We start from the raw sequence: 24,483 nt of genomic DNA, 5'->3' as shown, positions 1-24,483 counted from the left end.
AATAACTGATGTACTTACATTGAACTTAAATTGCATCTAAAAGGAAGTCACATGAAGAATCACATAAGTAAAGTTGCTAGTATTAGCGCCTTGGGTTTAGCAGTACTTGGCATGAGCGGCTGTCTAGGTACCACCCATCTAAGCGATGGCATCACCGATCAGGGTCAAGTGCAGGTGCAAGACATCGTCTTTCCAGATCTAGACAAAGCTTGGCAGGATCAAGGCCAGTTCCCTAATAGAGAGAACTTATCAAAGATGCGTCCTGGCGTTGGTAAGGATGATGTCTATCAGCTGCTTGGTCGTCCCCATTTTAGCGAAGGGCAGTATGCCCGCGAATGGGACTATATTATGAAATTCTATATGCCAGATAACTCAGTCAAAATCTGCCAATACAAAATAATCTTCGATAAGCAGTTTAAGGGTCAAGAGTTCTATTGGAGTCCTGCTGATTGTCCGCCGCCAGTGGCAGAGCCGCAAGTGGTGACGCAAACCATCATCCAGCAGATGCCTGCTCCTGCCCCAGTTGCAGTTCCAGCTCCGCCAGCGCCTATCAAAGAGCGCATTAACTTAGGCGCTGATGCGCTGTTTAGATTTGATAAGTCAGATACCCAAGATATGCTGGATCAAGGTCGCCGAGAGCTTGACGAGCTGGCTTCAAAGCTTAGACAGTATCAAGATATGGGTGATAGCAGAATCATTGTGACCGGTCATACCGATCGCAAAGGCGATGATGGCTATAACATGAACTTATCCATCAAACGCGCGCAAACAGTACGCAGCTATCTGATCAATCAAGGCGTGAATGCCAATACTATCATTGCAACAGGGGCAGGTGAGACTCAGCCTGTCCAGCAGTGTTCAACCACACTACCTCGCCAACAAGAGATTGACTGCTTGCAGCCAAACCGCCGTGTCACGCTTGATGTGACGGTTATTCAATAAAACACTACAAACCTATCGTTATCAAAAGCTGCTAATTATTGATTGGCAGCTTTTTTGTTAGGTCTATTGTGAGCTAAGATAGTTAGTTATCGACTTTATAGATATTTATTGCTACCCTAATTTTAACTTTGCTAGATGGCAGAGCCTAATGTTAAATCTTTACCTTTACCTTGCTGTAAATCTGATCGACTTCTATAGCGCCTAGCTTATAGTCCTTATTGATATCTGAGACCTTCATTATGTTAAAAAAGCAATACATCGCTATTTTCCCTGTTTTGCTAGCTGCTGGTTGTACCGGTCAGCAGGCAATGCAACAGACCAATAAACCTATACGTCAGGGTAATGTTGACATTACTCAAACCCAAACCATCACCGTCAAACCTCAGCCAGCGCCTATCATCGTAAAGCCTACTGTCGTTACGCCAGTGCCCGCGCCGCAACCAAGTTATCGCAGCTTTAATGATTGGAAATCGGACTTTTCTATGCGCGCGATCGCCACTGGTAAGAGCAGCTATGATGTTCGGCGTTTGCTTGATTCAACTTATCTGAATCAGCAAGTTATCTCTTTAGACTCAAGTCAGCCTGAATTCTCAAAAATGCCTTGGGATTATGCAGACTCCGCCGTATCGAGTGGTCGAGTCAGTACAGGCAAAAGCAAATACTCCGAGCAGCGCTCTTACTTATCTGGGCTACAGTCGCAGTATGGCGTTAATAGTGAAATCATCGCCGCGATTTGGGGTATGGAGTCCTCTTTTGGCGCGGTAACGGGTAATAGCTATATTCCAAGCTCGCTTGCCAGCCTTGCCTTTGATGGTCGCCGTCAAGAGTTCGCTGAGACTCAACTGCTCTCCTTAGTTGAGCTATTGCAGCGCGGCGATTTGTCTTGGTCACAGCTCGACGGCTCTTGGGCAGGTGGTATGGGACAAACGCAATTTATCCCTGACACTTGGATGAAGTTTGGCGTTGATGGCGATGGTAACGGTCATCGCAACCCTTGGGCGACCGCGGATGCCCTCGCCTCTACCGCCAATTATCTGAGCCAATCAGGTTGGGTACGTGGTCTTGCACCCTTTTATGAGGCCACTTTGCCAAGCTCTTTTGATTACTCAACCGTCGGTAGCAAGCAGTCTGCTGCGCGCTGGGCGGCTATGGGTGTCGATACTATTGAAGATGTGTTTTTGGATGCTAATACTCAAATGGAGCTGTGGCTACCTGCAGGTAAAGACGGTCCAGTGCTATTACTAAGCCCTAACTTTGATGTGATTAAGATCTATAACAATTCATCAAGCTACGCGCTTGGCGTGAGCTTATTGGGCAAAGCTATCGCAGGACAGAGCGGTCTACGTAAGTCTTGGCCGCGCTATGAGCGTCCGCTATCGACCTCACAAGTGACGCGCTTGCAACAGCGCTTAACTAGCTCAGGCTACGATACTAAAGGCGCTGATGGCATTATCGGTACTAACACTCGTAAAGCGTTCCAGCTATGGCAGGCTAACAATGGTCAGACACCAGATGGCTTTATCACTCAGAACAGTGCCTCATCCTTAGCGTCGTGGTGAGACGCGTGGACAAAGCCGTTTTTTGGAAGTAAATACTGGCAGCAGGTTTTGAATAACGGTTACTAATTAACTTTTATCAGAAATCGAAAAATAAAAAGCACTCAATATTGAGTGCTTTTTTTTAGTCATAAACTTATCTATGGATTGTATATCTTTACTTAATTGGCGACCGTGCCTAATATTTGCAAAGGCAAGGTTACTACATCAAAGGCTAAAGCAAACGGTAATAATACTAGCTTTTGACCTGTGCTCGCACCACTAGTTGTCGTTTGAGTTTGCTGGGTTTTACCATAAAAAGTCACAGTATAAGGCTTGCTTAGCGCTTTGTACTGCGACTGAATCATACTAAGATTGCTAACTTGTGGATAGATAGCGCCTTGTACGGGCACATCAAAACAAAAGCGCTGAGCGTTAATACGTAAGTCACTATCTGAGCTACAGTCTTGACCACCGTTTTGTAAAAAGAACTGGTAGTCACTACGCGCAAATTCATCTTTGAGCTTGGCATAAGACATTTTCATCCGTCCCTGAAAGTAGCCATCATTGTTTGGCACCGTAAAGCTCATAGCATTTTCAACGTTGATATTTTTTGGATCGAGTTTAGTCAATAGGCTTATCATTTCAGTACCACCTTGGGTGAGCACGTAGCTATTCTTTTCCCCAACGATGACCATAGTGGCATTAGGCGTTTTTGGCAAAGCACTTGCAGGACGACCAAAGGCGACAATTTGATCTTGCGAGAGGACACTATTGACCGTGTTGGTAGTCGTTCTAGTATTACTCTCTAGTAGCTCATTGGTGGCACAACCAGAGCTTGCCAATAGTGCGCTGAGTGCTGCTCCAGCTATTAAGGTTTTGGTAGCGCTAATAGAGATTTTTTGACTATTGATACTCATGATGCTAATCCTTGTTTGACTATAATTAAATATGATTAAAAGGAATTAACCCTTAAAATGACTATTTTTGCTAGTGTCCTATAACGGTCAGCTTTAGTCCATCTTTTTATCATTTTAATGATCGACTTTAACTAACTTATACGATTGTAGTCGAGTAAAATATTTAATTGTCGCCTATAATCGTAGCGTGGCCACTTGTAGAAATTATAATTGTATTAAGTCAATAGACTGAGAAAGGGTGCGAAAACATGGCGATATACGTGGATTTTATGTGTATAGAGCATAGAGGCTATAAATGGTGTCATATGCTTGCTGATAGCTTGCAAGAGCTGCATGATTTTGCGGAGCTTATCGACGTTGATAAACGCTTATTTCATCGTAATGCCAGCTACCCCCATTATGATATTACAGTCGCGATGCGCTTGATAGCGCTCGATAATGGCGCTATCGCTGCCGATAGAAGAACTATTATTAGCTGTGCCAAGAAGTTAAAAGTTGAATTAAATCGTTTTGAGTAGTAATCCTTTGGTTTAGCCTATTGCATCTCAATTTGTATAAAAAAGAAGAGACTCTATTTAGAGTCTCTTCTTTTTTATAGTTTCATAATATATCATTTAAATACAACTGATCTACTGCTGTAACTGCTGTAACTGCTGTAACTGCTGCAAAATACTTTTAAAATTATCCACCCCTTGTGCACCAGTGACTAGATGACGATCATTAAATATCACCGCTGGTACACCCTGTATGCCTTGTTGTTGCGCCCACTGTTCAGCGGCACGCACCTCATTAGCAAAACGCTGATCCTTCAGCACTGCTACTGCCTCTTCACGATCTAAACCAATTTGGGCAGCAATATCTGCCAATACTGCACTATCAGAGATATTACGATTATTAGTGAAATGCGCTGTAAATAAAGCCTGCTTCAGATCATGCATACGCCCTTGACCATTGGCCCAGTGCAATAGTTGATGCAAGTCAAAAGTATTGTGCATGCGAGTGTCATCGCTAAAATTGAAGTCAAAGCCGACCGCCTCTCCCGCTTCAGTCATACGGACTCTACTCTCCTTCGACTCTTGCTCACTGCTGCCATATTTTTGCGCCACATGCTCGCGCAAGTTTTGACCTTCTGCTGGCATGTTAGGGTTTAATTCAAATGGGTGCCAGTGAATCTCATACTCAGTATTAGTTTCTGCTAATGCTTGTGCCAATTGTCTATAGCCAATGACGCACCAAGGACAAACAACATCTGATACGATGTCGATTTTTAACGGTTGTTGCGGTGTTTGATTTAGCTCACTCATAATAGGTCTCATTATTAATTAATCTATGTTTTTGACAATCATACCTATATTAGCTGTGGCTTATGTTATTGACTGGTTATTATTTTATATAGATTTGAGTTTTTTAATGGTTGTGAAATATACGGGGCATGGGCTAGATATCTTTAATAGTTAGCTTCGTGCTTCGTCCCTCGGCAGGGGCATACTAAATAGTTTGACAAGATAGTCCCTACGCTTGTTATAAACAAGCTATTTATTTAGCCAAGAAAAAAGTCCTTTTTTCTTCTTTTTCTCGCTAGCTACTGTCATACGTTTCTGCCACATATTAATCCAGTCTTGTTGCGGTTGTTTATAATCAAACTCTGTCATAAAATCATAAGGTTCAGAGTAGTTTGATAAAGGCTTAAATTCTATAAGTTCTTTGGGTGCAATTGGACTGTTTATATCTAAATCATAGCCATGTATTGCTGCGATTTTGGCATACAGTATCACCTGCATCTGAAGATAAAAATCAAACCAATTATTACCATCATAAGCTGCCTTTTTTGCTAGTTTAGGTTCAAGTAGTTTGGTTAGTGCCGTTTGCATTGCTTCTACGTCTTTATCACATAAAGCAATATAAAACTCATGGTCAGGTATACGTATAATATCTCGTTTATCCTTGTTATTATCTTCTAAAAAAAACAAGCTACGTTCTTTTAATGCAGTCCAGTCTCCTGCTAATGCCAGCAGGGTATTTTTGTTGAAGAAAGAACGGGTATCTTTTCTATCATAAGGCTCATTGATTTCTACTATTTTATCGCGATGATTTATTAAGTAGTTTATTAAATCAAGATTATCAGACATGATAGCAGCAAAGAAGTTATCGGTATTATAGCCATTGTATGCCCAATAAATTTCTTCCTTACCCATTATTTGTAGTTTGGCTGCCACATAAGCATCTTGTTTAAAAGCATTAATATCAGCGTGTAATAATAAGTCAGAGGAGGCCTTTGCTTCGTAGTGTAGTGGTCAACTAATTTAGGACACCTGATAAGAGGTTTTGATTAAAGTAACGTCTCTCTTTTTCAGCTGGTGGCAAATAATCATTAAAGCGGTGCGGTCTTACGATTTGATAATAACCCCAGATGTAATCAACAATGGCGTTTTTAGCCTCAGCGATATTCTCATAACCGCCCTTTGGCATCCACTCTGTTTTAAAGCTTCTGAAGAAGCGTTCAGTTGGCGCATTATCCCAACAGTTACCTTTTCGGCTCATACTCTGCTTCATATCCTTACAGCCGGCTACTGCGTCAGCGAATTTCTTACTGGTGTAATGCGTGCCTTGATCAGAGTGAAACAGCACCCCACTGGGTTTGAGTCTCGTCTGATACGCCATCTGTAGTGCTTTAGCGGTCAAAGTACTATTGGGTGAGTCTGAGACACTAAAGCTCACCACACGCCGTGCAAACAAATCTAACACTACCGCTAAATAACACCAGCCGCCTTTGATACGAATATAAGTCACATCCCCTGTCCAGACTTGGTTAGGCGCTATCGGGCTAAAATTACGTTCTAAGATGTTGTTAAGCACTCTATGCTCTTGATCAGCGTACTTGTACTTATGTGTCTTAAGTTGGCAACTGACCAACCCCATTTGCTCCATGAGCTTAGCAGCTAAGTAACGCGTCAGTCTAATACTGTGCTCATTCGACAGGATAGCGATAATGGTGCGAGCACCAGCCGAATGCTTTGAATCATTGAATATCTGACGTATCAAGGCTTTGAGTTTGACCCGCTCTATATCAATGGGCTTAGTCTGTATGCCATAGTAATAGCTGCTTCTAATGACACCAAACAAGTCACATAGCTTACGCTTACTCAGTCGTTTGTCCTGCTCTGCAAGCTTGCTTATCAGCGATAGCCGTTCAGGCTGTCCAAGGCTAGCAGAGCTGAGGCCTTTTTTAAGATGTCGCGCTCTATAGTCAGTCGTTTAACTTGTTTGCGAAGCTCTTGTAGCTCTCGTTGTTCATCGGTAAGTGCTAAACCAGTAGCTGGTGCAATGCCTTGCTGCTCTTTATGATACTTGCGTACCCAGTTGTCTAAGGTGGATACACCAACTCCTAAAGACTCTGCTACTTCTGCAACTTTGCGCTCGTGATCAACGACTAAGCTGACGGCTTCTAATTTGAATTCTCGGGTGTATTCGCGGCGTTTGCTGGTCATACTAGTTATCCTATTTGGGGTAGTATAAACCTCTTATACGCTGTCCAGTTTTATTATGCCACTACAAACAAGTTAGAGAAGCCTGATTTTTTATAAGAAATTAGACTTAGTACGCTTTACCTTGAACTGTATATATACGTTTCGTTAAATCAAATTCATGCCAAAAGTCATCTATGATTATGCCAGTAGTATTAAATACCAATCTAACTCCTTTCTCAACTTCCCAATTCCATTTATATACAACATTTATTTCTTTATGATTTATTTCTACATGAGGAAACGGAATAGTTAGAGTGTTAACTCCTTCATTGTTGTATACTTTTGCTAAAAAACTCGTATTGTCTGAATGTCTTTCTTTATTAAAAACAATAAAACAATTAAAATTTTCGAGATAGTCAACTTCATCATATTCAAAATCAATTTTAAAGTTTCTGAGCAGAGCTGCTTTTTCAGAGTTATTAAGTTCCATATTGATTTCCTTATTTCTGTTTAGGCAAAGGTGTCGCAATTCCTATTGGAGTCATAACTTTAGATCTATCTACATCTTCAACCAAAGGCACTACTTGATTACCACCTCCTACGTAAACTTTACCATCACTACCTGTCTGAGGTCCGACTACACTTTCTTGAACTCTAGTACCAGGCTGAATTTGCATTTTTTGAAAAGTCAATTCCAACTTCTTGCACAATATTTATTAACGATAAATACTCGTTGACATCTTCTTCGAAAGTATCTTCATGATAAAAGTTATGTACAATCCAATCTTTTAAGCATGATAGAAAAAAATCATCTATACTAAGGCTAATGCTACGATATATACAGTTTATAAGTGATTCACCGTAATATTCTTCAAGTCGAATGACTGGTAGCATTTCACTAACTTTTTCAAAATTTTCGTAACTAAGGTTGTTATTATTCATAATAAAACCTATTAACCTAATCTTCTCTGTATTTAGGAGTTTTCCATTTTTCTGGCAAATGAGGAAAGTTTACAAACTCCTCATCTATTCTCTCTATATACGTTAATCCATTTATAGCAACATAATCTTCATCAAATAAGTAACTCCATAAATTTAATAAAAATTCTTTATATGCAATACGCTGGTCATTTAAGATTTCTATTTCTTCAATTCCTGGAAGATGAGCATTAATCGGTATAGCTCTATTTGATTCAATTATTTGTCTTAAGCTTGTTTTGTATAGCTCATATCCCTCGTTGTAAATTCTTTCTTTCTTGATGATTAATTTGCACAGCCATTTTTCTAATTGATCCTTATCTGTGAAGTCTGCATCATAGTAGTTTTCATATTCTTCTGCGCTCAAGTAATGCTCTAATGCATCATCTGTAAGGTCAAAAAGTTTATTTGCTATGTGGCGAGGTGAGTACTCTTTGATAACTTTTTCGCTATCTAATGTTAAATTATTCATTTTTTAATGTAACCTTCGTTTAAATTAGGATATGCCGTATATGACTTTCCTGTTTTATCTATACCCACTGTAGCAACATTACTCCATCTATATTGACCAGCAGGGACTCTATTAATGGCATTGGTGGTATTTTTACCCATATACCCTTCTCCAACAGACTTATTAAAAGTAATATCTACTAGTCGATCTGGATAATCATTAGGATTAGCAGCATACAACCTTTCAGCCTTCTCAATTGCTGTTTTCATATCAGCTGAGTTAAAGAATCTAGAGGCATTAGCAAAAATTGGTTTTCTGCCAGTTGTACCAGTCTCAGGATTAATACCTTTCATTGCGCGATCATATTGCTGTTGTAGAGTTGTATAGGGCCCATGTTTTGTATCATAATGCGGATTATAAGTTCCATTAGCTATATCCGTTTTTTTCTTTTGAGCAACCCATGCATCAGATTTACTATTTGGATTCCCACCTAGTACATTGGGTAGATCAGTATTTTGATTATTTTCTATTCTTTGAGCATCAATTTTCTTTTGTTCTACAGCTTTTAATTTACCCGTTTTTTGCATCGCCTTTAGAGCATTAGCAGAGGTGCCTCCTATTACTGTAGTTGTGACGCCCATTCCTACAGCATCCTCAAGCTCACCTCTCATTTGACCTGCAAGTCTTGGATTATTTTTTATCGCGTTGTTATAGTCACTTTTCCATTGAATGATAGCTGCTCTCATATCTTGACCCGCTTTATTCGGATCGGTTAAGACGTTTATCATACCTCTAAAGGAATTAGTAATTGCATTTTTTGGATCAGCAGCGAATTCTGCTAACGATTCACCTGTCTTAACAATGCTAGATCCTACAGAGTCTCCCTTACCTTTTATAAAAGCTGCTTGATCTGCGGTGCTATTCGGAAAAATCGCTTTTGCTTGACTTGCTAAAGCTCTCATTTCAGCATTAGTAGAGGCTGCTTTATTCCCATTATAAGTCCAATTATCCGTATCATAATCAAAACTCTCAGGATTTTTGACATAAGCCTCTATCAGCGTATCATCATTGGTATCAATCAGCTCCTTATTCTCAGCTTGAGTGATAGCATCTTTGCCATCGCCCAAAGCAGGCTTATACTTATCTATCTCATCTTGATTGGCATCCATACTGGCTGAGACGTTTAGGTCAGCAGCGATACCTGCTAGATTAGCTAGTGTCTCACTACTACCGCCTCGTACATGATCAAGCTCATGGGCTGTGGTTTTGATGACGTCTTCTCTATTACTAATATCACCATCTATAGCAACCAGTTGACCATCGGTTGCACCTTTGGCACGTAGTTCTTGAGTAATTCTTGTGATAATAACATCGACACTGACGCCCGTGCTGTCAGCCAATGCTTGTAGAGCAGCTTGACTGTTCAGTAGTCCGTCATAATCGCCTTGTTGATAGCCTTGTAAGACTGCGCCAATCTCAGGGTTATTTTGAATGGCTTGTGCCATTTTAGCAGGGGCTTTTAGGCCTTGAATGGCTTGAGAGAGGGTTTGGTTTTGGCTTAGAATATTACCTGCGGTAGCAACCCCTTGTACACCAGCTGCGGCAGTTATTTTGCCCGTGGTTTTAATATTCTTTCCAAGCTCTCTTTGCTCTTTGGCAATCTCAGCTCGACCTGCACTTTGGTTTTGAAACGACAAAGCAAAACAGATAAGAAAGTATGGCCTGTAGATTTATGTTTTTTAGTAGTCATGAAATATGCGGGGCATGGGTTATTGTTCTACAAGAGTTAGATTTGTACCTCGTCCCTCGGTGAGAGCCTTGTTTTGCGCTTAAACAAAGTAGTATTCTGCTATTTTATATTCTTGAGACGCTAATTGTCGCAAGCTCTGCCTAGCTTATAGGTCTCAAATTACAAAATTAAACATTAAAAATATTCCAATAGTTTATTAATGTCTTTAGAGAAAATATTACCTTTATAGTTTCTCATAAGAGTATTTATTTCTTTCAAATTTTGCTCTTCTTCATTTTTAAGCCAGTTTTCTTTACTAATCAATTTGAGATAGTTTTTTATAAAATTAAACTCATAAACATTCCACTTCTCAAGATAAAAAGTACGCAAATCTATAACTATGCCTTCCACAATTCCGTTAAGCAATATAAAAGAAAAATTAGAGTTTATTAACAACTTACTAAACTTAACTTCCTTGAACCTAAGATTTCTACAGAAAAAAATCTCCTCTGTTTCATCACTAATTAAACACTCTTTCCAAGAGAACGTATTACTAATATTTTTTCGAAAACAAAGATTTCCCCTCAAAAATTTACTAGGTTCTTTTATTTTAAACAAACTAACGCTATCAATGTTTTCAGCATATATAAAATATATTAGTCTTTTAGATAGAGAATCAAATCTGATGAATGTTTCCGATCCATATAGATCAGGTATATTACCTATTGTCTTATCAAGGAAACTGACGAAAGGTAACTCTACAACTTTTGAATTCAACTCTATTACTAATCCTGAAGTATCTAAAGTTATGGAAGTATCTAGATTATCGTAAACTTCCTTTTCTACAGTAGCTTTTATATCAAAAATATTTATTACTTCACACATAAAACCACCTTTTTCTAAAAAAATCTAAACAACATACATTCTATGTATAAAACACTTAACATTAATAAATTTTCACATTAATGTAATATTGATGTAAATTTTTTAATGCTGTATATTTCATTAGTCAAAATACTAATATAAATTCATCTAAATAATATTAAATACAGACTGATCAAAATTCTATTAACTTACCTCACTTTAATTGCAGGTGGCAAGTTTGAACCGTTTGGTCTAGGAATTTTACCTTGAATAATCATTTCTTCAGTTACAGAGACTCCAGGATCATCAGCTTTACCACCAAATATAGCTTTTCCACTTTCACCTCTTGGTCCACTTTTTCCGTAACTGGTAATTAACTTGCCTCTACTAGAACCATTACCAGCCGTTACTACTACATTACCATCTTTTAAAAAAATTAAATTACCATTGGTAGCAAGAAAAACGCTATCTGGTTTGCTAATTATATCTTTCTCTAATGAGTTTTCTAAACGACCATGGTAGGTTCTGGCGTAGTTGACTTTGTCGTTAGTAGCTTCAGAAATGGTCTTATTCACACTTTTTTGAGTTCTTTCATCAACTTCACAACAATCTGCATTGTGAACCCAAATGCCCATCTCACCGATATGGTAAGTAGAGAAATCTTGTACTTCAAAGTTATAAACCGTATCAGTCTTCTCTAAAGCCATTTGACCAATAACGGTAGCTGTCACCTTGCCACGCTTATCTAACAGCTTCATCCCTGACTCTAGGATAGATGCCTTACGCCAGCCTTGACCGTCAATCCAGAACGGATGCTCTTCTGTTGTGTTGATGGTTTCCTCTAAACCACTATCATGCTTTATCTTAACTTCAAAGATAGCAGCATCAGGTGTGACTTTAGTTGCAACTACAGGACGATAATCGTATTTATCACCAAACTCTTCTCTTGACCAAACCAGTTCGCCACGGTCTATTGTTTCGATTGGTTTTGTACCGTGAATTGTGTGAATTAAAGTACCTGCGGTAAAGCAAACCCCTCCAGTACAGTTTTGAGCAGCTTTCTGAGCATCTACTTGTTGTGCTGCTATGACGAAAGATTTAATAAAATTATCATCATCATCCTCGATAGTTTTATTTTTATCACTTTTAGATAGATCCCAACTTCCACCAGCACCACCGCCCCCGAATCTACCATCCTCAAACGCATCCCCAGCATCCTGCTGAGCCTCTAACTTCTCTTTATTGTTGGCTAGTTGCTCTTGCTGCGCTTTGGCATCATTAGTAGCAGTAATTGGTCTTGGTGTGATAGTCGTGCGCTCTTCTGCAATCGCGTCACTGTTTGCCCATTTTCCAAGGTTAAAGGCGCTGTTACCTGTTTGACCCATGACATCAGCTGCAAATTCTCCTTGACCGTTTTGATGAGCACCTTCATGATTAATGAGTTCAACCACATTACCCATACTATCGGTAGCAATATAAGTATCTGTACCGTTGATAACGTTGGTTGTGCCTCGAACACTATCGCCATTTACGTTGCGCAGATCATCTACTAGACTGATTTGCGTACCGTCAGCATCAGTGCCTTTAGTGATAGCGGTATTGAAGTTATTAAGCGTATCTTGGTTATCAATGCTATTAGTCAGCTCGCCTTCTTGTATGGCTTCAACCGTAGCAGCAAGGTTAACAGTATTATCGCTTATACCTGTTTCTAGATTGTTGATGAGTTGGGTGACGTTGTTTTGGGCTTTATCAATGCCTGATTTATTAAGACTATCAGGGTTGCTATTGCCTTTGTCTAGTAAGCCCACTGCGATAGAGGGCACGGCAAGCCCAGATATGACGACAAAAAAAGCTACGATACATGAAGTATCGTAGCTTTTTACGTTATTAGAATATTTGGTTCTTATCAGTCGTTTTCTATAAGCTTAAACTACATTTAAATATTCGTTCATAAAAAACTCATAAACGTGTTTTTCAGCAAATACTGTTAAAATGACTTTAGAGCTACCTCTTTCCCAATAAAGTATTTGCCATTCATCGTTTCCTAATAAATTAACAGTAATGCAATTATCTCTTGCTTTAGTATCTCCCAATGACCATGTAGCTATACTACCTAACTCCATCTCGGGATAAATGATCGTCCTATCAAAAGTCTCTTCAACTAATTTCACATTAGCTATAAAGTCTGTATAACTTTCTAAAGGCATCAACATAATTTGCATCGCTTTTTTTAGTTTTTCAGCGCTGGTATACCAATGGTTTCGTAGGGGGTGCGTACTCGGATTGATAGTAGGCAAGGGTTTACCTATATTTCTATATTGATCTAGAAATATTTGTACTAAAAAAAATCCAGGTTCATACGTAGATATTAATTTCAATTTGTTATTATCAATTTTACAGATATACGTCTTCTGATCAATTTTTGGTACTGCTACACCGTTTATAATCGAAGTACCAAAAACTCCAACTCTCAGGAAATCAATTTCATAGTTTTTAAAGAAAAAACTATTTTGAATATTTGGTCCATTTTGTAATTGATCCTTAATTTCTTCATTTGATTTCATTTATATATCCTAGTCTTTGTAAGTTTACAATATTACTTTCAAGTCTATCTCCAGTTAATGGATCTACTAATTCTTGCGTGATTTTATCTTGTTTTCCTGTACCAGGATTATCAAACCACTCACTTGCATTACTTCTATTAGTATCAAAAGGTTTTAAAACTTCAAACTTAACTTCTATATAATCACTTTCGTTATAAGGTATTGCTCGACCCCCAAAAGATACACCATCTGGCGACGTATAGCCGCCTCTATCTTTCGAAGGATCATAGCTGCCGACATCGGTAGATTCACCTTCCTTAAAGTAGTTATTAGCATCGCCAATACTGTTGGTTTGGTAGCCTACATTAATGGCATTTAAAGCGACATCGCCTTTGGTATCGATACCCGTATCAACGGCGAGGCCACCCGTCTGCATGTCTTTGAGAAGAGCTTCTAAGATTTGAGGCAATATAAATATCTCGTAAAATATTAAACCAAGCTCATGGCTAGGTCTAAGTGTATAATTTAACCTTACAATTACTTTACATAACTACTATTTCATAACTTCGTTTGATCGTACTGTTATTAACTCTATTTATTTTTTGCCATCGACATACTTTTTGACCATTTCGGGTAAAAGAAAATAATAATATTCTTTAAAAAACATAGGCATACTCACATAACTTCCATATCTCTCAAATATCGTTTGCCAACCTTCAGCACCGATATTGTCACGAACATAGTTGTGACTATCTACAATATCTCGTTTATACCCAACAATTTGAAGCGGTAAATCAAAATCAATTAATAAAAAGAAATTCTGAGTATTATCAAAGATAATAAAAGGGGTATTTATATGAATTTGACCCAAATGATATATCACATCTTCATTTACAGTAGGACACTTTATAAAACAGCATTTATCCCTATCTGTTGAAGCTACAAAAATATTACCCTCTAAGTTTTCTTCTATAATTTTCATGCAAATGTCACCGGCTTCTAAACCATTATCTAAATCGTCTCCTAACTCATAAGGTAATGTAAAGTAATTAAAATCTTGATTAAGTGTAGGCTTGACATCTTTATCACCTTTAACAAAATAATGTTCTAAATTAAATTGGTTTGCATTTGTTACGTTAAGTAACTCACAGTCCTCATTTGTTATCATTTTTCTATCTGTTGCCCAGTAATCAGACTCAAGATAGTATTTATCACTGCCTAATTCATAAAATCCCATCATGTACACCTCATTCATATACAACTATTTGTAAGTAAGTTCGATTACTATTAGATCTCTTGCAAAAGTACCAGTTTGTTTACTTCCACTAACGCAGTCACAAGGGCTAGCAATGGCTTATGCAAGAGGTCTATTTAACTAAGCTTATGACTGCCACTTTTTAAACCTTTAATTAGGAGTATCTCCTTTAATTTTTGGATTTTTCGCATCAGGTTTAATTACTGCCCAACCCGGTCTCTTTGTACTTCCCCTAGCAGGATAAGTTTGTACTACAGTTCTGTCGGGTAAAGTAATTATTACAATACCATTGCCTTTATCATCAACTTTAGCTCCTTCAATATTACTTATATTTTCAACTAACTCTTCTTGTGTGCCCGGAAGTTGATAGCCCTTAGTTCCCTCATCACTTGGGACGGCATCTGCTAACACCTCATCTAATTCATCATTACCCGTTTTTGGACTATCATCAGACTTAAATATACCTACTACTTTATCCACCGTATAAGCATTAATCATTTTCTGGGCAATTATAACAGCTGCTAAAGCCTTACCAGTTGAATCAACAGCTTCACTCACTCCATTAACGAGCTTTTCAGGGCAACTTACTGCTACACAAGCGGCTCCAGCTGCAGCCGCCCCACCAGCGGCAACAGCTTTTCCGCCAAGGATAATTGGCAGAGCAACTTCTTGCTTAGGAACAGCATTAGACTCAAGTGAATTCTCAACCTGTAATCTTTTAAGCTCATTATCAAAGATAATCTGCTCTGCAGGTGTGAGAGTATCTCTTAGCTTATCAATTTCTTTAGCGATTTGAATGGCATTATAAACCTCTTTACCTGTCTCATAACCTAGTGCCGCTGCACCTGCTATGTCTTTGCCTGTTTGTTTAACATTTCCAGCCAACCCCTTTTGCTCATCGATAATCTCAGCTCGACCCGCATTGGTAAACACTCTCGTATCGATACCCGTATCAACATCAAGGCCACCAGTCTGGATGTCTTTGATCACAGTTTCAGCGTTAAAGGCATCACGGTTGACACCTGCTAAGCTGTCATTGCCTGTGCTGGCGTCACTAGTAACAACAGCCCCTTGTCCGATAGTGGCACGAGTTTTACTTTCAAACTCTTGACCAGTATTACCGAGCTGGAGACCGACATTGTTCAGACTCTTACCTGTAGCCGTGCTACCTATGCTTAGACTGCCGCCGATGCTGGTCTGTTCTCGAGTTGCGGTGTTGATAATATCTTTGGTGACTAGAGTCCCTGTGGTGAAGTTCAGATTGCTGTTAGTTTGGGTGCCATCGCTATCGGTGTTTATATTAGCGATGATGCCACCGATGTTAGTGGTGCTGCCTGCGGTTAGGCTGTGATTGTCATCATTGTAGACGATACCGCTTTGCTCGGCGGCGGTTATGCTTTGACTGCTACCACTGGCTTTATTGGCACCGATACTGCCACCGCTTGGAATACCGTTGTTAAAGTTGATGCCTAGGTTGCCCCCTGAACTTTTATTGCTTTGACTTTCGCTGTTTTGCACGGTCTCGATGTATAGGTTGTCTGTAGCGTAGCTGCCGCCATTTGCATTGATGCGTCCGCCTGTTAAGTTGGTGGTATCGGCATAGCCATTAAGCTCACCTACGTTTAGCTCGCTGTTGGTAAAGGTAGTGCCTTGGGCTTGGGATTGGCTTTGTTGGGTGCTGATGCCAAGGCTTGCACTGCCTGTGGTGCTGATACTGCCCGTTTGGCTATTGGTTTTGCTGGTACTGGTACTGCTACTGGTGTTGGTACCTGCACTAAGGTTGAGGCTGCCAAGGTTGTCGATGTTGAGCTGTCCGATATTGCCTTGGAGTCCGACGCCAGTAAAGTTATCACCAACAAAGGTAGCATTAGCGCCATTGACTTCTGTACCCTGCCATTTGCCTTGGGTTTGGGTGTCGTTACTAGTAGTTTGGGTGTTCTCAACGTTAGCTGAAGCACTAAAGCCTAGGGTGCCCGCAGTATTAGCAGCACCAGCGGCGACACTACCTAGATTAATTTGTGCGTTAGCTAGGTTAAGGGTGGCAGCAGCTAGGTTGATCTCATAGTCTTTGATGGCATCTTGACTTAGCTCACCACGTGATACTCTGTCTTTGGCGTCACGAAGGTTGTTCTTAGCAGCGGCGAGGGCAGAGCCTGCTTCTTTGACTTGTTCGCCCGCGCTTACTAAATCTGCTGCTATATGATGGACTGACGCACTGATTCGGGTAGTATCGGTTTTATTGCTTTGGGTGACGGTTTGGGTGTTTTCGATACCGCTTAAGACGGTGGTTTTAGCGCCGATCAGTAATTTGCCCGTCTCTTCATTAGCATTGAAGGTGGCATTGATGGTGTTGAGGCTACCCTCTGTCATATCCCCAAGGACGATGATGTTGTCGCTGTCAATGGTGACGCCTTGATGAGTAGTGGTGGTGGTGACGGTTTTATCATCGCCATCGGTACGAACGACTGCACTAAGCTGTAGACTGTCGCTGTTAAGCTTAATACCTTCACCGCCAATGGTTTCTTCTTGACGTCGTTGGGTGGTCGTGTTTGTACTTGTCGCCACCCCTAACTCAACATTATTTCCCAGTACATAGGTGCTGCCACCTGCTTGAGTCGCTTTAAACGAGGTGCCATCAGCTTTGACATTGTTACCACCGGCAAGGATGTTACTGCCTTCAAGCTTTGATGCCGCCTCGGTAGTATGATTGCTAGTGTCTTCACTACTTTTACTAATCGTCATACCGTCAGTAATACCTAACGCGCCGCCGACGACACCTACGGCTTGCATGCCAATCTTGGCAATGCCTTTATAGGACTTTTGCTTATTATCCCATGTTTTCTCTTCAAGCTTTATCTTGCCAAAGGTGAGATTGTCGATAGAACCTGATTCGATGATAGGTTTGCCGTTGTCATCTAATCTTAAGTTGCCTTGAGTGTCAGTTGCGAGGGTAGCGTCGCCTACTTGTAGGTTGCCCTCTCTTGCTTGTAGGCTTGCTGCATTCACATCGACGTTTTGACCATTGATATAGACGCTACCACCACTGATGCCAGTCTCATTGAGCGTCTCGCGCTCGTAGCCTTTTTGTTGCCCAGTACCTTTATAGAAATTACTAGTAGTGCGATTGGTGTTTTTGGCTGATTTGTCGACAGCGGATTGAACCGTGACCGCCCCTTTCATTGCAGTCACTTCTGCCGCTTGTGCCGCGTTTACATTAGCACCTATGAGACTGACATTACCTTTATTGGAGCTAATAACGACATTATCGCCTGTGATATTACTGGTCACTGCAGTATCACTAAATTTACTCTCATGCTCAGTATATGTCTTTTTTCCATACCATCTTTTTTTCGTCCAACTACGAGTACCCTCACTACTTGTCTCGTCTCGCCCTTCATTAAAGATGACATCATTGCCAGCACCAATAATAGTGTTACCTGTCTCATTTATGATTTGCGTGACCGTGCCAGTAACGTTATTACCTGCTGTAATACGAACTTCGCCTGATTGATTGTGTAACTGCGTACCGACATCAACCCTACGCCCAGAATTATTGATCCCATTATGATCGGTAAAGTCGCTCACATTGGTGTTTTTTACGGCGTTGAAGGCGATGTTATTACCGGCCCCAAGCTCGATGCCTGTCTTTGCATTGACGCTTGCATTAGTCAGCGTGATATCATTGCCCGCTTGCATCTCAATACGGTCAGCATCTAAGCGGCTGCCTATGCTGGTACTACGCTCAGAGTGGCTGTCTCTTTGGGCAGATGTACTATAAGAGTCATTTTTATCCTGCTCTGTACCGTTAAGTAGGCTGATGTCTTGTCTGGCATCAAGAGTAGCAAGTCCACCAGCTTCGATATCTGCTGCAACACCGCTGATATTATTAGCTGACATGGTCAGATTACCCGCGCTAACAAGCTTGCTGCCTGTATCTTTTGAATGGCTGGTATTTCGATAGTCACGATCACTGTACTGATGGGTTTCACTGCTACCAATATTAAGGGCATTTAGATTAATGTTTTCTCCAGCAACGTATTCAGAGCTGCCAATATAGTTATTAACCTTGGCACCCGTTATATTGATATCTTTGCCTGCAATGATACTTAAGGTATCATCACCTAGGATAGCTGAGTCTTTATTGCCTACGGTTAAAAAGCATGGCCTAGAGATTTGAGTGCTTTAATGAGCTGGAAATATGCAGGGCATGGGCTATTTTTCTTTAATAGTTAGCTTTGTGCCTCGTCCCTCGGCAGGGGCAAGTACAGTTTTGCAGTTAGATAAAGAAATCTTATTAAATATGTTTAAGATTCTGTATGTAGCAAGCTCCATTCAGCCTAAATGCTTCATAAAATGCATAATACTTATTTTAATACTGAAAAGCCTCTCCATAATCTCTAAAATCAAAAAAGCCTTCCTGCCTTGACAATAAATGAGCTGCGTATTTATCTATTGCTTCTGCTGGGTTGATAAGTTTCTTAATACTATAAACATCTTGGTCTTGGATAAAAAACATATGCTTTTGAATATGATTACTGATAGAGAATAATTGAAAGTTCTTCTCTTGCTCTAAACCATTAAACCTAGTATCGATTAAAGCACGAAGTTGAAAATGAGTTTCATAACTATCATCATCTTCATAATCTACTAAAAATGGCTGTTGAAACTTTTCTTCTAAAAAGGCTACTTTTTCACGAGCTTTCTTACTCTTTCCTTCAATATCTGGACAGAGTGATACTAACGGTGGGTTATTACTTGATGGTAAAGCACTTGCGGCTAATGGCCCATAGTTTACTCCGTCGGAAATATACCAACCTGCGCTATGCCACAGCCACGAATGAATAATCTCTATGGGGAAATTGAACTCATTTCTTTGAGCATGCTTATCAATGTAAGGCGTATATCCTAAAAATACAATAATGCCATTGATATTGACCCCAAACGCTGTAATATCTGAAAATATTTCTGGAATATCTGTTCTTTGGATAGCATAAAAGAACTTTTCTTTAACCTGAGATAACACTGCATAAGTATTAGGTTGAGTGTCCTTAAATGGCTTAAAGAAATAGTCATGAAAGCTTAAATTCTTAGGTTTAGCATTCTTAAAGTTGAGTGAATTAAATTCAATTTTTGTTTCATCTCTGTTTTTGATATAAACATCATCGATACTCAATTTCTCTAGATCATAGTAAATCTCATCAAACTCATTAAGAATATGTGTATTCATTTTATTTACCTTCTTTAACTTCGATAGCTTTTAAAATTTTGAGTCGAATATCTTTTTGAATTTCTAGAATATGTGCTTTGTATTCTGCATTAATCGGTATTGGCGTACCTCCTTTATTTCCATATTGTACCCAACCGCCATTTGAGTATTCTACTTTACTGCCTTTGGATCCATTCAAATAACCAGGTATAGGCATTAAATTATCACTAGAATTGATGATATTATTTAATTCAGAAGTGGTTAAGTCTTTACCTGCTAATCTTTTAGCTTCAGCTCTTGGCAATACATGATCAACCTGTGGTTTTACATCATCAGGAAAGTTCTTTAATTTACCATCAAATGGATCTAGATATCTGACCTTGTTTGTTTTTGAATCAACCCAACCTGCTGCTTTGAATTTTGGTTCAATGGCACCCCAGTTGTCAGTGAAGTCACAACAATTTGCATTGTGCACCCAAAGGCCTATTTCACCAATATGATAAGTATGGAAGTCCTGCACTTCAAAATTATAAACCGTTTCATTCTTATCTAAAGCAGTTTGGCTAATTATTGTCGCAGTAGCTTTACCATTTTTATCTAACAGCTTCATCCCTGCTTCTAAGACAGACGCTTTACGCCAGCCTTCACCGTCAATCCAAAACGGATGCTCTTCTGTGGTATTAAATGTTTCTTCTAAGCCGTTGTCGTGTTTTATCTTAACTTCAAAGATAGCAACGTTAGGTGTAACCTTAGTGTCAATGACAGGTCGATAATCATATTTGTCACCAAACTCTTCTCTTGACCAAACCAGTTCGCTACGTTCAATTGTTTCGATTGGTTTTGTACCATGAATAGTATGAATTAATGTACCTGCGGTGAAGCATACTGTACCACTACATACCTTGCTAAAGTCTAAATTTTTAGTTGCCCCTGCTTGCTTAATAGAAGTACCTTTGATTACAGGAAGATTTGAACCTATATTTGTAGAAGGCAAGTCAGAAGCTGCACTTTTGCTAGCCTTTCTACTAGCAGCTAGTTTAGCAAGATAAGCAGAACTATACTGCTTGACTACTCTACCTTTATTTGAAATTATAATACCACTTTTGCCTATACTAACGACCATATTGGCAGTTGAACCCGACCCAGCCATCAAAGGCGTAAAAATATGGATTGCAGCATCTTCTACATCAAATCCTAATGTCTTAGACATACTTTTTACGAATTTATCAAAATCTTTCTCTGTTATAGGTCGAGTTTTAGTTCCCCATACATTTTTCATATCCTCCCACTCACCAGAGTAACCAGGTACAGTACCGTCGTAGATTCCACCATCCTCAAACGCATCCCCAGCTTCCTGCTGAGCCTCTAACTTCTCTTTATTGCTTGCTAATTGCTCTTGCTGCGCTTTAGCATCATTAGTAGAAGTAATTGGTCTTGGCGTGATCGTCGTGCGCTCCTCCGCGATAGCGCCACTGTTTGCCCATTTACCAAGGTTAAAGGCACGGTTGCCTGTTTGACCCATGACATCAGCCGCCGCTTCTCCTTGTCCGTTTTGATGAGCCGCGTCATGGTTGATGACTTCAACCACACTACTCATGCTACTAGTATCAATAAAGGTGTCTTGTCCTGTATCAACGTTGGTGGTACCTCGTACTCGTATGCCGTCTACATTACGAGGGTCATCGACAAGACTAATTTTCGTCCCATCAGCATCAGTGCCTTCGGTAATGGCGGTATTGAAGTTGTTGAGGGTGTCTTGGTTGTCAATACTATTAGTTAGCTCACCTTCTTGTATGGCTTCTACAGTCGCGGTAAGAATAATAAATTAAGAATAAAAAAAGCTACGACATAAATTCTTATGTGGTAGCCTTTGAATAAATTCTGAATTTTGGAAAATGTTTGATGCGCTGGACAAATTAGAGACCAGACTCAATACGTGAAAATAATATTTTCAAATTATCTTATAATATAAATTTCAATTCAAATTAACTGATCATTCTCCAAAACTTTCATAGACATTGTCATCTAAGTCGTTACAGTTGAAAGGTTTGGTTAAATCAAAAGCCTCTAAAGCTAATAAAAATTCGTTTGGTGGACGATAATTATGTTCAGTAATATAGTGATAGAGTAAAGTGGGGAATATGTAGATGAAATTTCCGTCAATACTTGGTATTTCCATAGTATTTAATCCTAATTGAACACCCTTTGGGTTATCAGACTGATCATTCTCATCGAACAGACCGATTTTTTCTCCACAATAAGGACATTCGAATATTGGTCCTCGAACTAATCCACTGTGAACAACAATGCCACTCGGATGTGTGTAATGAAACATATCTTGCTCTCTCGCAAGTAATGTTAGATATCGAAGTTTTTCCACTAAATTTTGGCTAACCTCACCTTTTGTGAAATCATAAGACTTATCCAACCAACCAATGTTAAACATATTCGAGTAGTTATCATCGTACATATAATAGTTTTCTAAATCAGGATAATACATAATTTGCCTCTGTTAGCGTTTAATAGTTTCAGTACAGGTAGCTAAAGGAATACAACCTTTATTAGGCTTTAGTATCTGATCAAGATTTGTCGTCACTCCTACTGTAGTAGAGTTTTTATGGATCGTTAGTCTTTCAGGTGGGCTGATACTATAATTAGGCATAGTAGATCCAGGCTTATAAACCTGTAGCTCTTTAACTTCATTTTTTAGTCTAGTCAGAGCTCGTCCAGTTATGTTATTTTGTTTAGCCCAATCCTTTGCCATTTGTACTCTCTGATTAGCATTAACTCGACCTAATTTATCAGCATTAACGCCTTCCATAAAACGTCCAGTAGTATCACTAATTTTTGTATTAAATGGCGCAGTTATAACAGTAGTACCTTCAGGTACAATTAACTCTCTATTAGCAGTCATTCTAAAATCATAATATCCATGACCTGATATTGCCTGACCATTTCCTCCATGAATAACTTCTTTAGCATTTCCTGAACCATTATTATCTCCTAATACACCTCTTGATTCAAACTTACCCGTTTGTTGCAATGTTTTTAGAGCATTAGCTGAACCTCCAGTTAATACCGTACTAACCACTCCAAATCCTACAGCATCCTCAAGCTCACCTCTCATTTTACCGGCAAGTTTTGGGTTGTCTTTCAAAGCTTTGTTGTAGTCGTCTTTCCATTGAATTATGGCTGCTCTCATCTCTTGACCCGCTTTATTCGGATCAGTTAATACGTTTATCATACCTCTAAACGAATTAGTAATCGCACTTTTTGGATCTCTAGCAATTTCTACTAATCCTTGCCCTGCATTAACAACACTAGAGCCAAAAGCAGACTCTTTCCCCGCCTTATAAGCTTCTTGATCAGCAGTACTGTTCGGAAACAACCTTTTTGCTTCATTATTTAAAGCTCTCATTTCAGCGTTAGTAGAGGGCGCAGAATTTCCATTATAAGTCCAAGTATCCGTATCATCCTCAAACGCATCCCCAGCTTCCTGCTGAGCCTCTAACTTCTCTTTATTGCTTGCTAATTGCTCTTGCTGCGCTTTAGCATCATTAGTAGAAGTAATTGGTCTTGGCGTGATCGTCGTGCGCTCCTCCGCGATAGCGCCACTGTTTGCCCATTTACCAAGGTTAAAGGCACGGTTACCTGTTTGACCCATGACATCAGCCGCCGCTTCTCCTTGTCCGTTTTGATGAGCCGCGTCATGGTTGATGACTTCAACCACACTACTCATGCTACTAGTATCAATAAAGGTGTCTTGTCCTGTATCAACGTTGGTGGTACCTCGTACTCGTATGCCGTCTACATTACGAGGGTCATCGACAAGACTAATTTTCGTCCCATCAGCATCAGTGCCTTCGGTAATGGCGGTATTGAAGTTGTTGAGGGTGTCTTGGTTGTCAATACTATTAGTTAGCTCACCTTCTTGTATGGCTTCTACAGTCGCGGTAAGATTAACAGTATCATCACTCATACCTGTTTCTAGATTGTTGACGAGCTGAGTAACGTTGTCTTTGGCTTTATCAATGCCTGATTTATTAAGACTATCAGGGTTGCTATTGCCGTTGTCTAAGAGTCCCGCTGCGATGGAGGGAACGGCTAGTCCCGCAGTGCCAGTAATAGCAACAACGCCTTTAACATTCTTCCCAAGCTCTCTTTGTTCTTTGACAATCTCCTCTCGACCTGCACTGGTAAACACTCGGGTATCAATACCCGTATCTACCGCAAGACCACCCGTCTGCCTATCTGTAATGATGGTTTCAGTGTTGAAGGCATCACGATTGACACCTGCTAAGCTATCTTGTCCTGTGATCATGTCACCCGTGACCACAGCGCCTTGTCCAATAGTAGCAAGCGTTTTACTTTTAAACTCTTGACCTGTATTACCAAGCTGAAGACCGATGTTATTGAGACTAACGCCCGTTGCGGTTTTACCTGTGCTAATACTGCCACCGATGCTCTTTTGTTCTTGGGTTGCGGTGTTGATAAGATCTTTGGTGACTAGAGTGCCTGTGGTGAAGTTGAGCGTGTCATTGGTTTAGTTAAGCCAAATAAAAAAGCTACGATACATGATGCATCGTAGTTTTC

22 protein-coding genes are annotated in these 24,483 nt (G+C 39.8%); 4 read left to right on the top strand and 18 right to left on the bottom strand.

The annotated features are described in order from the left end of the window. The first annotated feature begins 51 nt into the window (after window positions 1-51). Complete coding sequence (locus Q9G97_RS04155; RefSeq protein ID WP_305899831.1) at window positions 52-942, top strand: OmpA family protein; 891 nt, start codon at window positions 52-54, stop codon at window positions 940-942. Window positions 943-1,181: 239 nt separating this feature from the next. Continuing rightward, on the top strand, window positions 1,182-2,501 hold the full coding sequence (locus Q9G97_RS04150; RefSeq protein WP_371747905.1) for a lytic murein transglycosylase: 1,320 nt from the start codon (window positions 1,182-1,184) through the stop codon (window positions 2,499-2,501). 158 nt (window positions 2,502-2,659) lie between these two features. Here Q9G97_RS04150 and Q9G97_RS04145 read toward each other — a convergent pair whose 3' ends face one another. Continuing rightward, a complete protein-coding gene (locus Q9G97_RS04145) occupies window positions 2,660-3,397 on the bottom strand; it encodes a hypothetical protein (protein ID WP_305899830.1) in 738 nt (245 codons plus the stop codon). A 248-nt stretch (window positions 3,398-3,645) separates the two neighbouring features. Here Q9G97_RS04145 and Q9G97_RS04140 point away from each other — a divergent pair, with 248 nt between their 5' ends. Then, on the top strand, window positions 3,646-3,915 hold the full coding sequence (locus Q9G97_RS04140) for a DUF4031 domain-containing protein (RefSeq protein WP_305899829.1): 270 nt from the start codon (window positions 3,646-3,648) through the stop codon (window positions 3,913-3,915). Between the two features lie 111 nt (window positions 3,916-4,026). On the opposite strand, the gene Q9G97_RS04135 is transcribed toward Q9G97_RS04140, so the two are convergent. From Q9G97_RS04135 to Q9G97_RS04060, 15 genes are all read right to left on the bottom strand, one after another. Beyond that, on the bottom strand, window positions 4,027-4,701 hold the full coding sequence (locus Q9G97_RS04135) for a DsbA family oxidoreductase (protein WP_305899828.1): 675 nt from the start codon (window positions 4,699-4,701) through the stop codon (window positions 4,027-4,029). 228 nt (window positions 4,702-4,929) lie between these two features. Continuing rightward, a complete protein-coding gene (locus Q9G97_RS04130) occupies window positions 4,930-5,613 on the bottom strand; it encodes an Imm49 family immunity protein (protein ID WP_305899827.1) in 684 nt (227 codons plus the stop codon). An 82-nt stretch (window positions 5,614-5,695) separates the two neighbouring features. Continuing rightward, window positions 5,696-6,885 (bottom strand): IS3 family transposase gene (locus tag Q9G97_RS04125; protein ID WP_371747904.1). Its coding sequence is split into 2 segments (ribosomal slippage): window positions 5,696-6,615 and window positions 6,615-6,885, totalling 1,191 coding nucleotides; the frame shifts between segments, so codons are not numbered across the junction. A gap of 106 nt (window positions 6,886-6,991) precedes the next feature. Continuing rightward, complete coding sequence (locus Q9G97_RS04115) at window positions 6,992-7,354, bottom strand: hypothetical protein (RefSeq protein ID WP_305899825.1); 363 nt, start codon at window positions 7,352-7,354, stop codon at window positions 6,992-6,994. 164 nt (window positions 7,355-7,518) lie between these two features. Continuing rightward, window positions 7,519-7,806 carry a hypothetical protein gene (locus tag Q9G97_RS04110; protein WP_305899824.1) on the bottom strand — a complete coding sequence of 96 codons (288 nt, stop codon included), beginning with the start codon at window positions 7,804-7,806 and terminating at the stop codon, window positions 7,519-7,521. 16 nt (window positions 7,807-7,822) lie between these two features. Continuing rightward, window positions 7,823-8,314, bottom strand: coding sequence for a hypothetical protein (locus tag Q9G97_RS04105; protein WP_305899823.1), 492 nt, complete (start codon window positions 8,312-8,314; stop codon window positions 7,823-7,825). Further along, entirely contained in the window at window positions 8,311-9,990 is a 1,680-nt protein-coding gene (locus Q9G97_RS04100) for a hypothetical protein (RefSeq protein WP_305899822.1), read from the bottom strand. The genes Q9G97_RS04105 and Q9G97_RS04100 overlap by 4 nt, the downstream gene beginning before the upstream one ends. 227 nt (window positions 9,991-10,217) lie before the next feature. Beyond that, a complete protein-coding gene (locus Q9G97_RS04095; protein ID WP_305899821.1) occupies window positions 10,218-10,907 on the bottom strand; it encodes a hypothetical protein in 690 nt (229 codons plus the stop codon). Between the two features lie 188 nt (window positions 10,908-11,095). Continuing rightward, window positions 11,096-12,709: a polymorphic toxin-type HINT domain-containing protein gene (locus Q9G97_RS04090; RefSeq protein ID WP_305899820.1), complete on the bottom strand. Its 1,614-nt coding sequence runs from the start codon at window positions 12,707-12,709 to the stop codon at window positions 11,096-11,098. Between the two features lie 102 nt (window positions 12,710-12,811). Further along, window positions 12,812-13,450 carry a hypothetical protein gene (locus tag Q9G97_RS04085; protein WP_305899819.1) on the bottom strand — a complete coding sequence of 213 codons (639 nt, stop codon included), beginning with the start codon at window positions 13,448-13,450 and terminating at the stop codon, window positions 12,812-12,814. Further along, on the bottom strand, window positions 13,437-13,898 hold the full coding sequence (locus Q9G97_RS04080; RefSeq protein ID WP_305899818.1) for a glycohydrolase toxin TNT-related protein: 462 nt from the start codon (window positions 13,896-13,898) through the stop codon (window positions 13,437-13,439). The genes Q9G97_RS04085 and Q9G97_RS04080 overlap by 14 nt, the downstream gene beginning before the upstream one ends. Window positions 13,899-14,024: 126 nt before the next feature. After that, window positions 14,025-14,669, bottom strand: coding sequence for a hypothetical protein (locus Q9G97_RS04075; RefSeq protein WP_305899817.1), 645 nt, complete (start codon window positions 14,667-14,669; stop codon window positions 14,025-14,027). A gap of 165 nt (window positions 14,670-14,834) precedes the next feature. Then, window positions 14,835-18,683: a beta strand repeat-containing protein gene (locus Q9G97_RS04070; protein ID WP_371747927.1), complete on the bottom strand. Its 3,849-nt coding sequence runs from the start codon at window positions 18,681-18,683 to the stop codon at window positions 14,835-14,837. 370 nt (window positions 18,684-19,053) lie between these two features. Then, window positions 19,054-19,911, bottom strand: a complete 858-nt coding sequence (locus Q9G97_RS04065) for a hypothetical protein (protein ID WP_305899816.1) — start codon at window positions 19,909-19,911, stop codon at window positions 19,054-19,056. A 1-nt stretch (window position 19,912) separates the two neighbouring features. Then, window positions 19,913-21,412 (bottom strand): polymorphic toxin-type HINT domain-containing protein, encoded by a 1,500-nt coding sequence (locus tag Q9G97_RS04060; RefSeq protein WP_305899815.1) that lies wholly within the window; start codon window positions 21,410-21,412, stop codon window positions 19,913-19,915. Here Q9G97_RS04060 and Q9G97_RS04055 point away from each other — a divergent pair. Then, on the top strand, window positions 21,404-21,670 hold the full coding sequence (locus tag Q9G97_RS04055; RefSeq protein ID WP_305899814.1) for a hypothetical protein: 267 nt from the start codon (window positions 21,404-21,406) through the stop codon (window positions 21,668-21,670). The genes Q9G97_RS04060 and Q9G97_RS04055 overlap by 9 nt on opposite strands. 213 nt (window positions 21,671-21,883) lie before the next feature. Here the strand turns inward: Q9G97_RS04055 and Q9G97_RS04050 are convergent, their stop codons facing one another. Both Q9G97_RS04050 and Q9G97_RS04045 read right to left on the bottom strand, forming a co-directional pair. Continuing rightward, the gene (locus Q9G97_RS04050) at window positions 21,884-22,390 is read right to left on the bottom strand and encodes a hypothetical protein (protein ID WP_305899813.1); all 507 of its coding nucleotides are present in this window, start codon (window positions 22,388-22,390) and stop codon (window positions 21,884-21,886) included. Between the two features lie 12 nt (window positions 22,391-22,402). Further along, a complete protein-coding gene (locus Q9G97_RS04045; protein ID WP_305899812.1) occupies window positions 22,403-24,211 on the bottom strand; it encodes a putative adhesin in 1,809 nt (602 codons plus the stop codon). Between the last annotated feature and the right edge of the window lie 272 nt (window positions 24,212-24,483).

The sequence above is a fragment of the Psychrobacter sp. M13 genome, from assembly GCF_030718935.1.
In the GTDB taxonomy this organism is placed as follows: Bacteria; Pseudomonadota; Gammaproteobacteria; order Pseudomonadales; family Moraxellaceae; genus Psychrobacter; species Psychrobacter immobilis_G.
Note: the sequence above shows the minus strand (reverse complement) of the source record. Positions and strands in the feature narration are given on the sequence as shown.

Coding starts and splice junctions, on each gene's coding strand:
- Q9G97_RS04155 (WP_305899831.1), top strand. CDS start 52: ATGAAGAATCACATAAGTAAAGTTGCTAGTATTAGCGCCTTGGGTTTA.
- Q9G97_RS04075 (WP_305899817.1), bottom strand. CDS start 14,669: ATGATGGGATTTTATGAATTAGGCAGTGATAAATACTATCTTGAGTCT.
- Q9G97_RS04065 (WP_305899816.1), bottom strand. CDS start 19,911: ATGAATACACATATTCTTAATGAGTTTGATGAGATTTACTATGATCTA.
- Q9G97_RS04135 (WP_305899828.1), bottom strand. CDS start 4,701: ATGAGTGAGCTAAATCAAACACCGCAACAACCGTTAAAAATCGACATC.
- Q9G97_RS04115 (WP_305899825.1), bottom strand. CDS start 7,354: ATGGAACTTAATAACTCTGAAAAAGCAGCTCTGCTCAGAAACTTTAAA.
- Q9G97_RS04150 (WP_371747905.1), top strand. CDS start 1,182: ATGTTAAAAAAGCAATACATCGCTATTTTCCCTGTTTTGCTAGCTGCT.
- Q9G97_RS04140 (WP_305899829.1), top strand. CDS start 3,646: ATGGCGATATACGTGGATTTTATGTGTATAGAGCATAGAGGCTATAAA.
- Q9G97_RS04050 (WP_305899813.1), bottom strand. CDS start 22,390: ATGTATTATCCTGATTTAGAAAACTATTATATGTACGATGATAACTAC.
- Q9G97_RS04045 (WP_305899812.1), bottom strand. CDS start 24,211: ATGATCACAGGACAAGATAGCTTAGCAGGTGTCAATCGTGATGCCTTC.
- Q9G97_RS04110 (WP_305899824.1), bottom strand. CDS start 7,806: ATGAATAATAACAACCTTAGTTACGAAAATTTTGAAAAAGTTAGTGAA.
- Q9G97_RS04095 (WP_305899821.1), bottom strand. CDS start 10,907: ATGTGTGAAGTAATAAATATTTTTGATATAAAAGCTACTGTAGAAAAG.
- Q9G97_RS04105 (WP_305899823.1), bottom strand. CDS start 8,314: ATGAATAATTTAACATTAGATAGCGAAAAAGTTATCAAAGAGTACTCA.
- Q9G97_RS04145 (WP_305899830.1), bottom strand. CDS start 3,397: ATGAGTATCAATAGTCAAAAAATCTCTATTAGCGCTACCAAAACCTTA.
- Q9G97_RS04060 (WP_305899815.1), bottom strand. CDS start 21,412: ATGGGTCAAACAGGCAACCGTGCCTTTAACCTTGGTAAATGGGCAAAC.
- Q9G97_RS04085 (WP_305899819.1), bottom strand. CDS start 13,450: ATGAAATCAAATGAAGAAATTAAGGATCAATTACAAAATGGACCAAAT.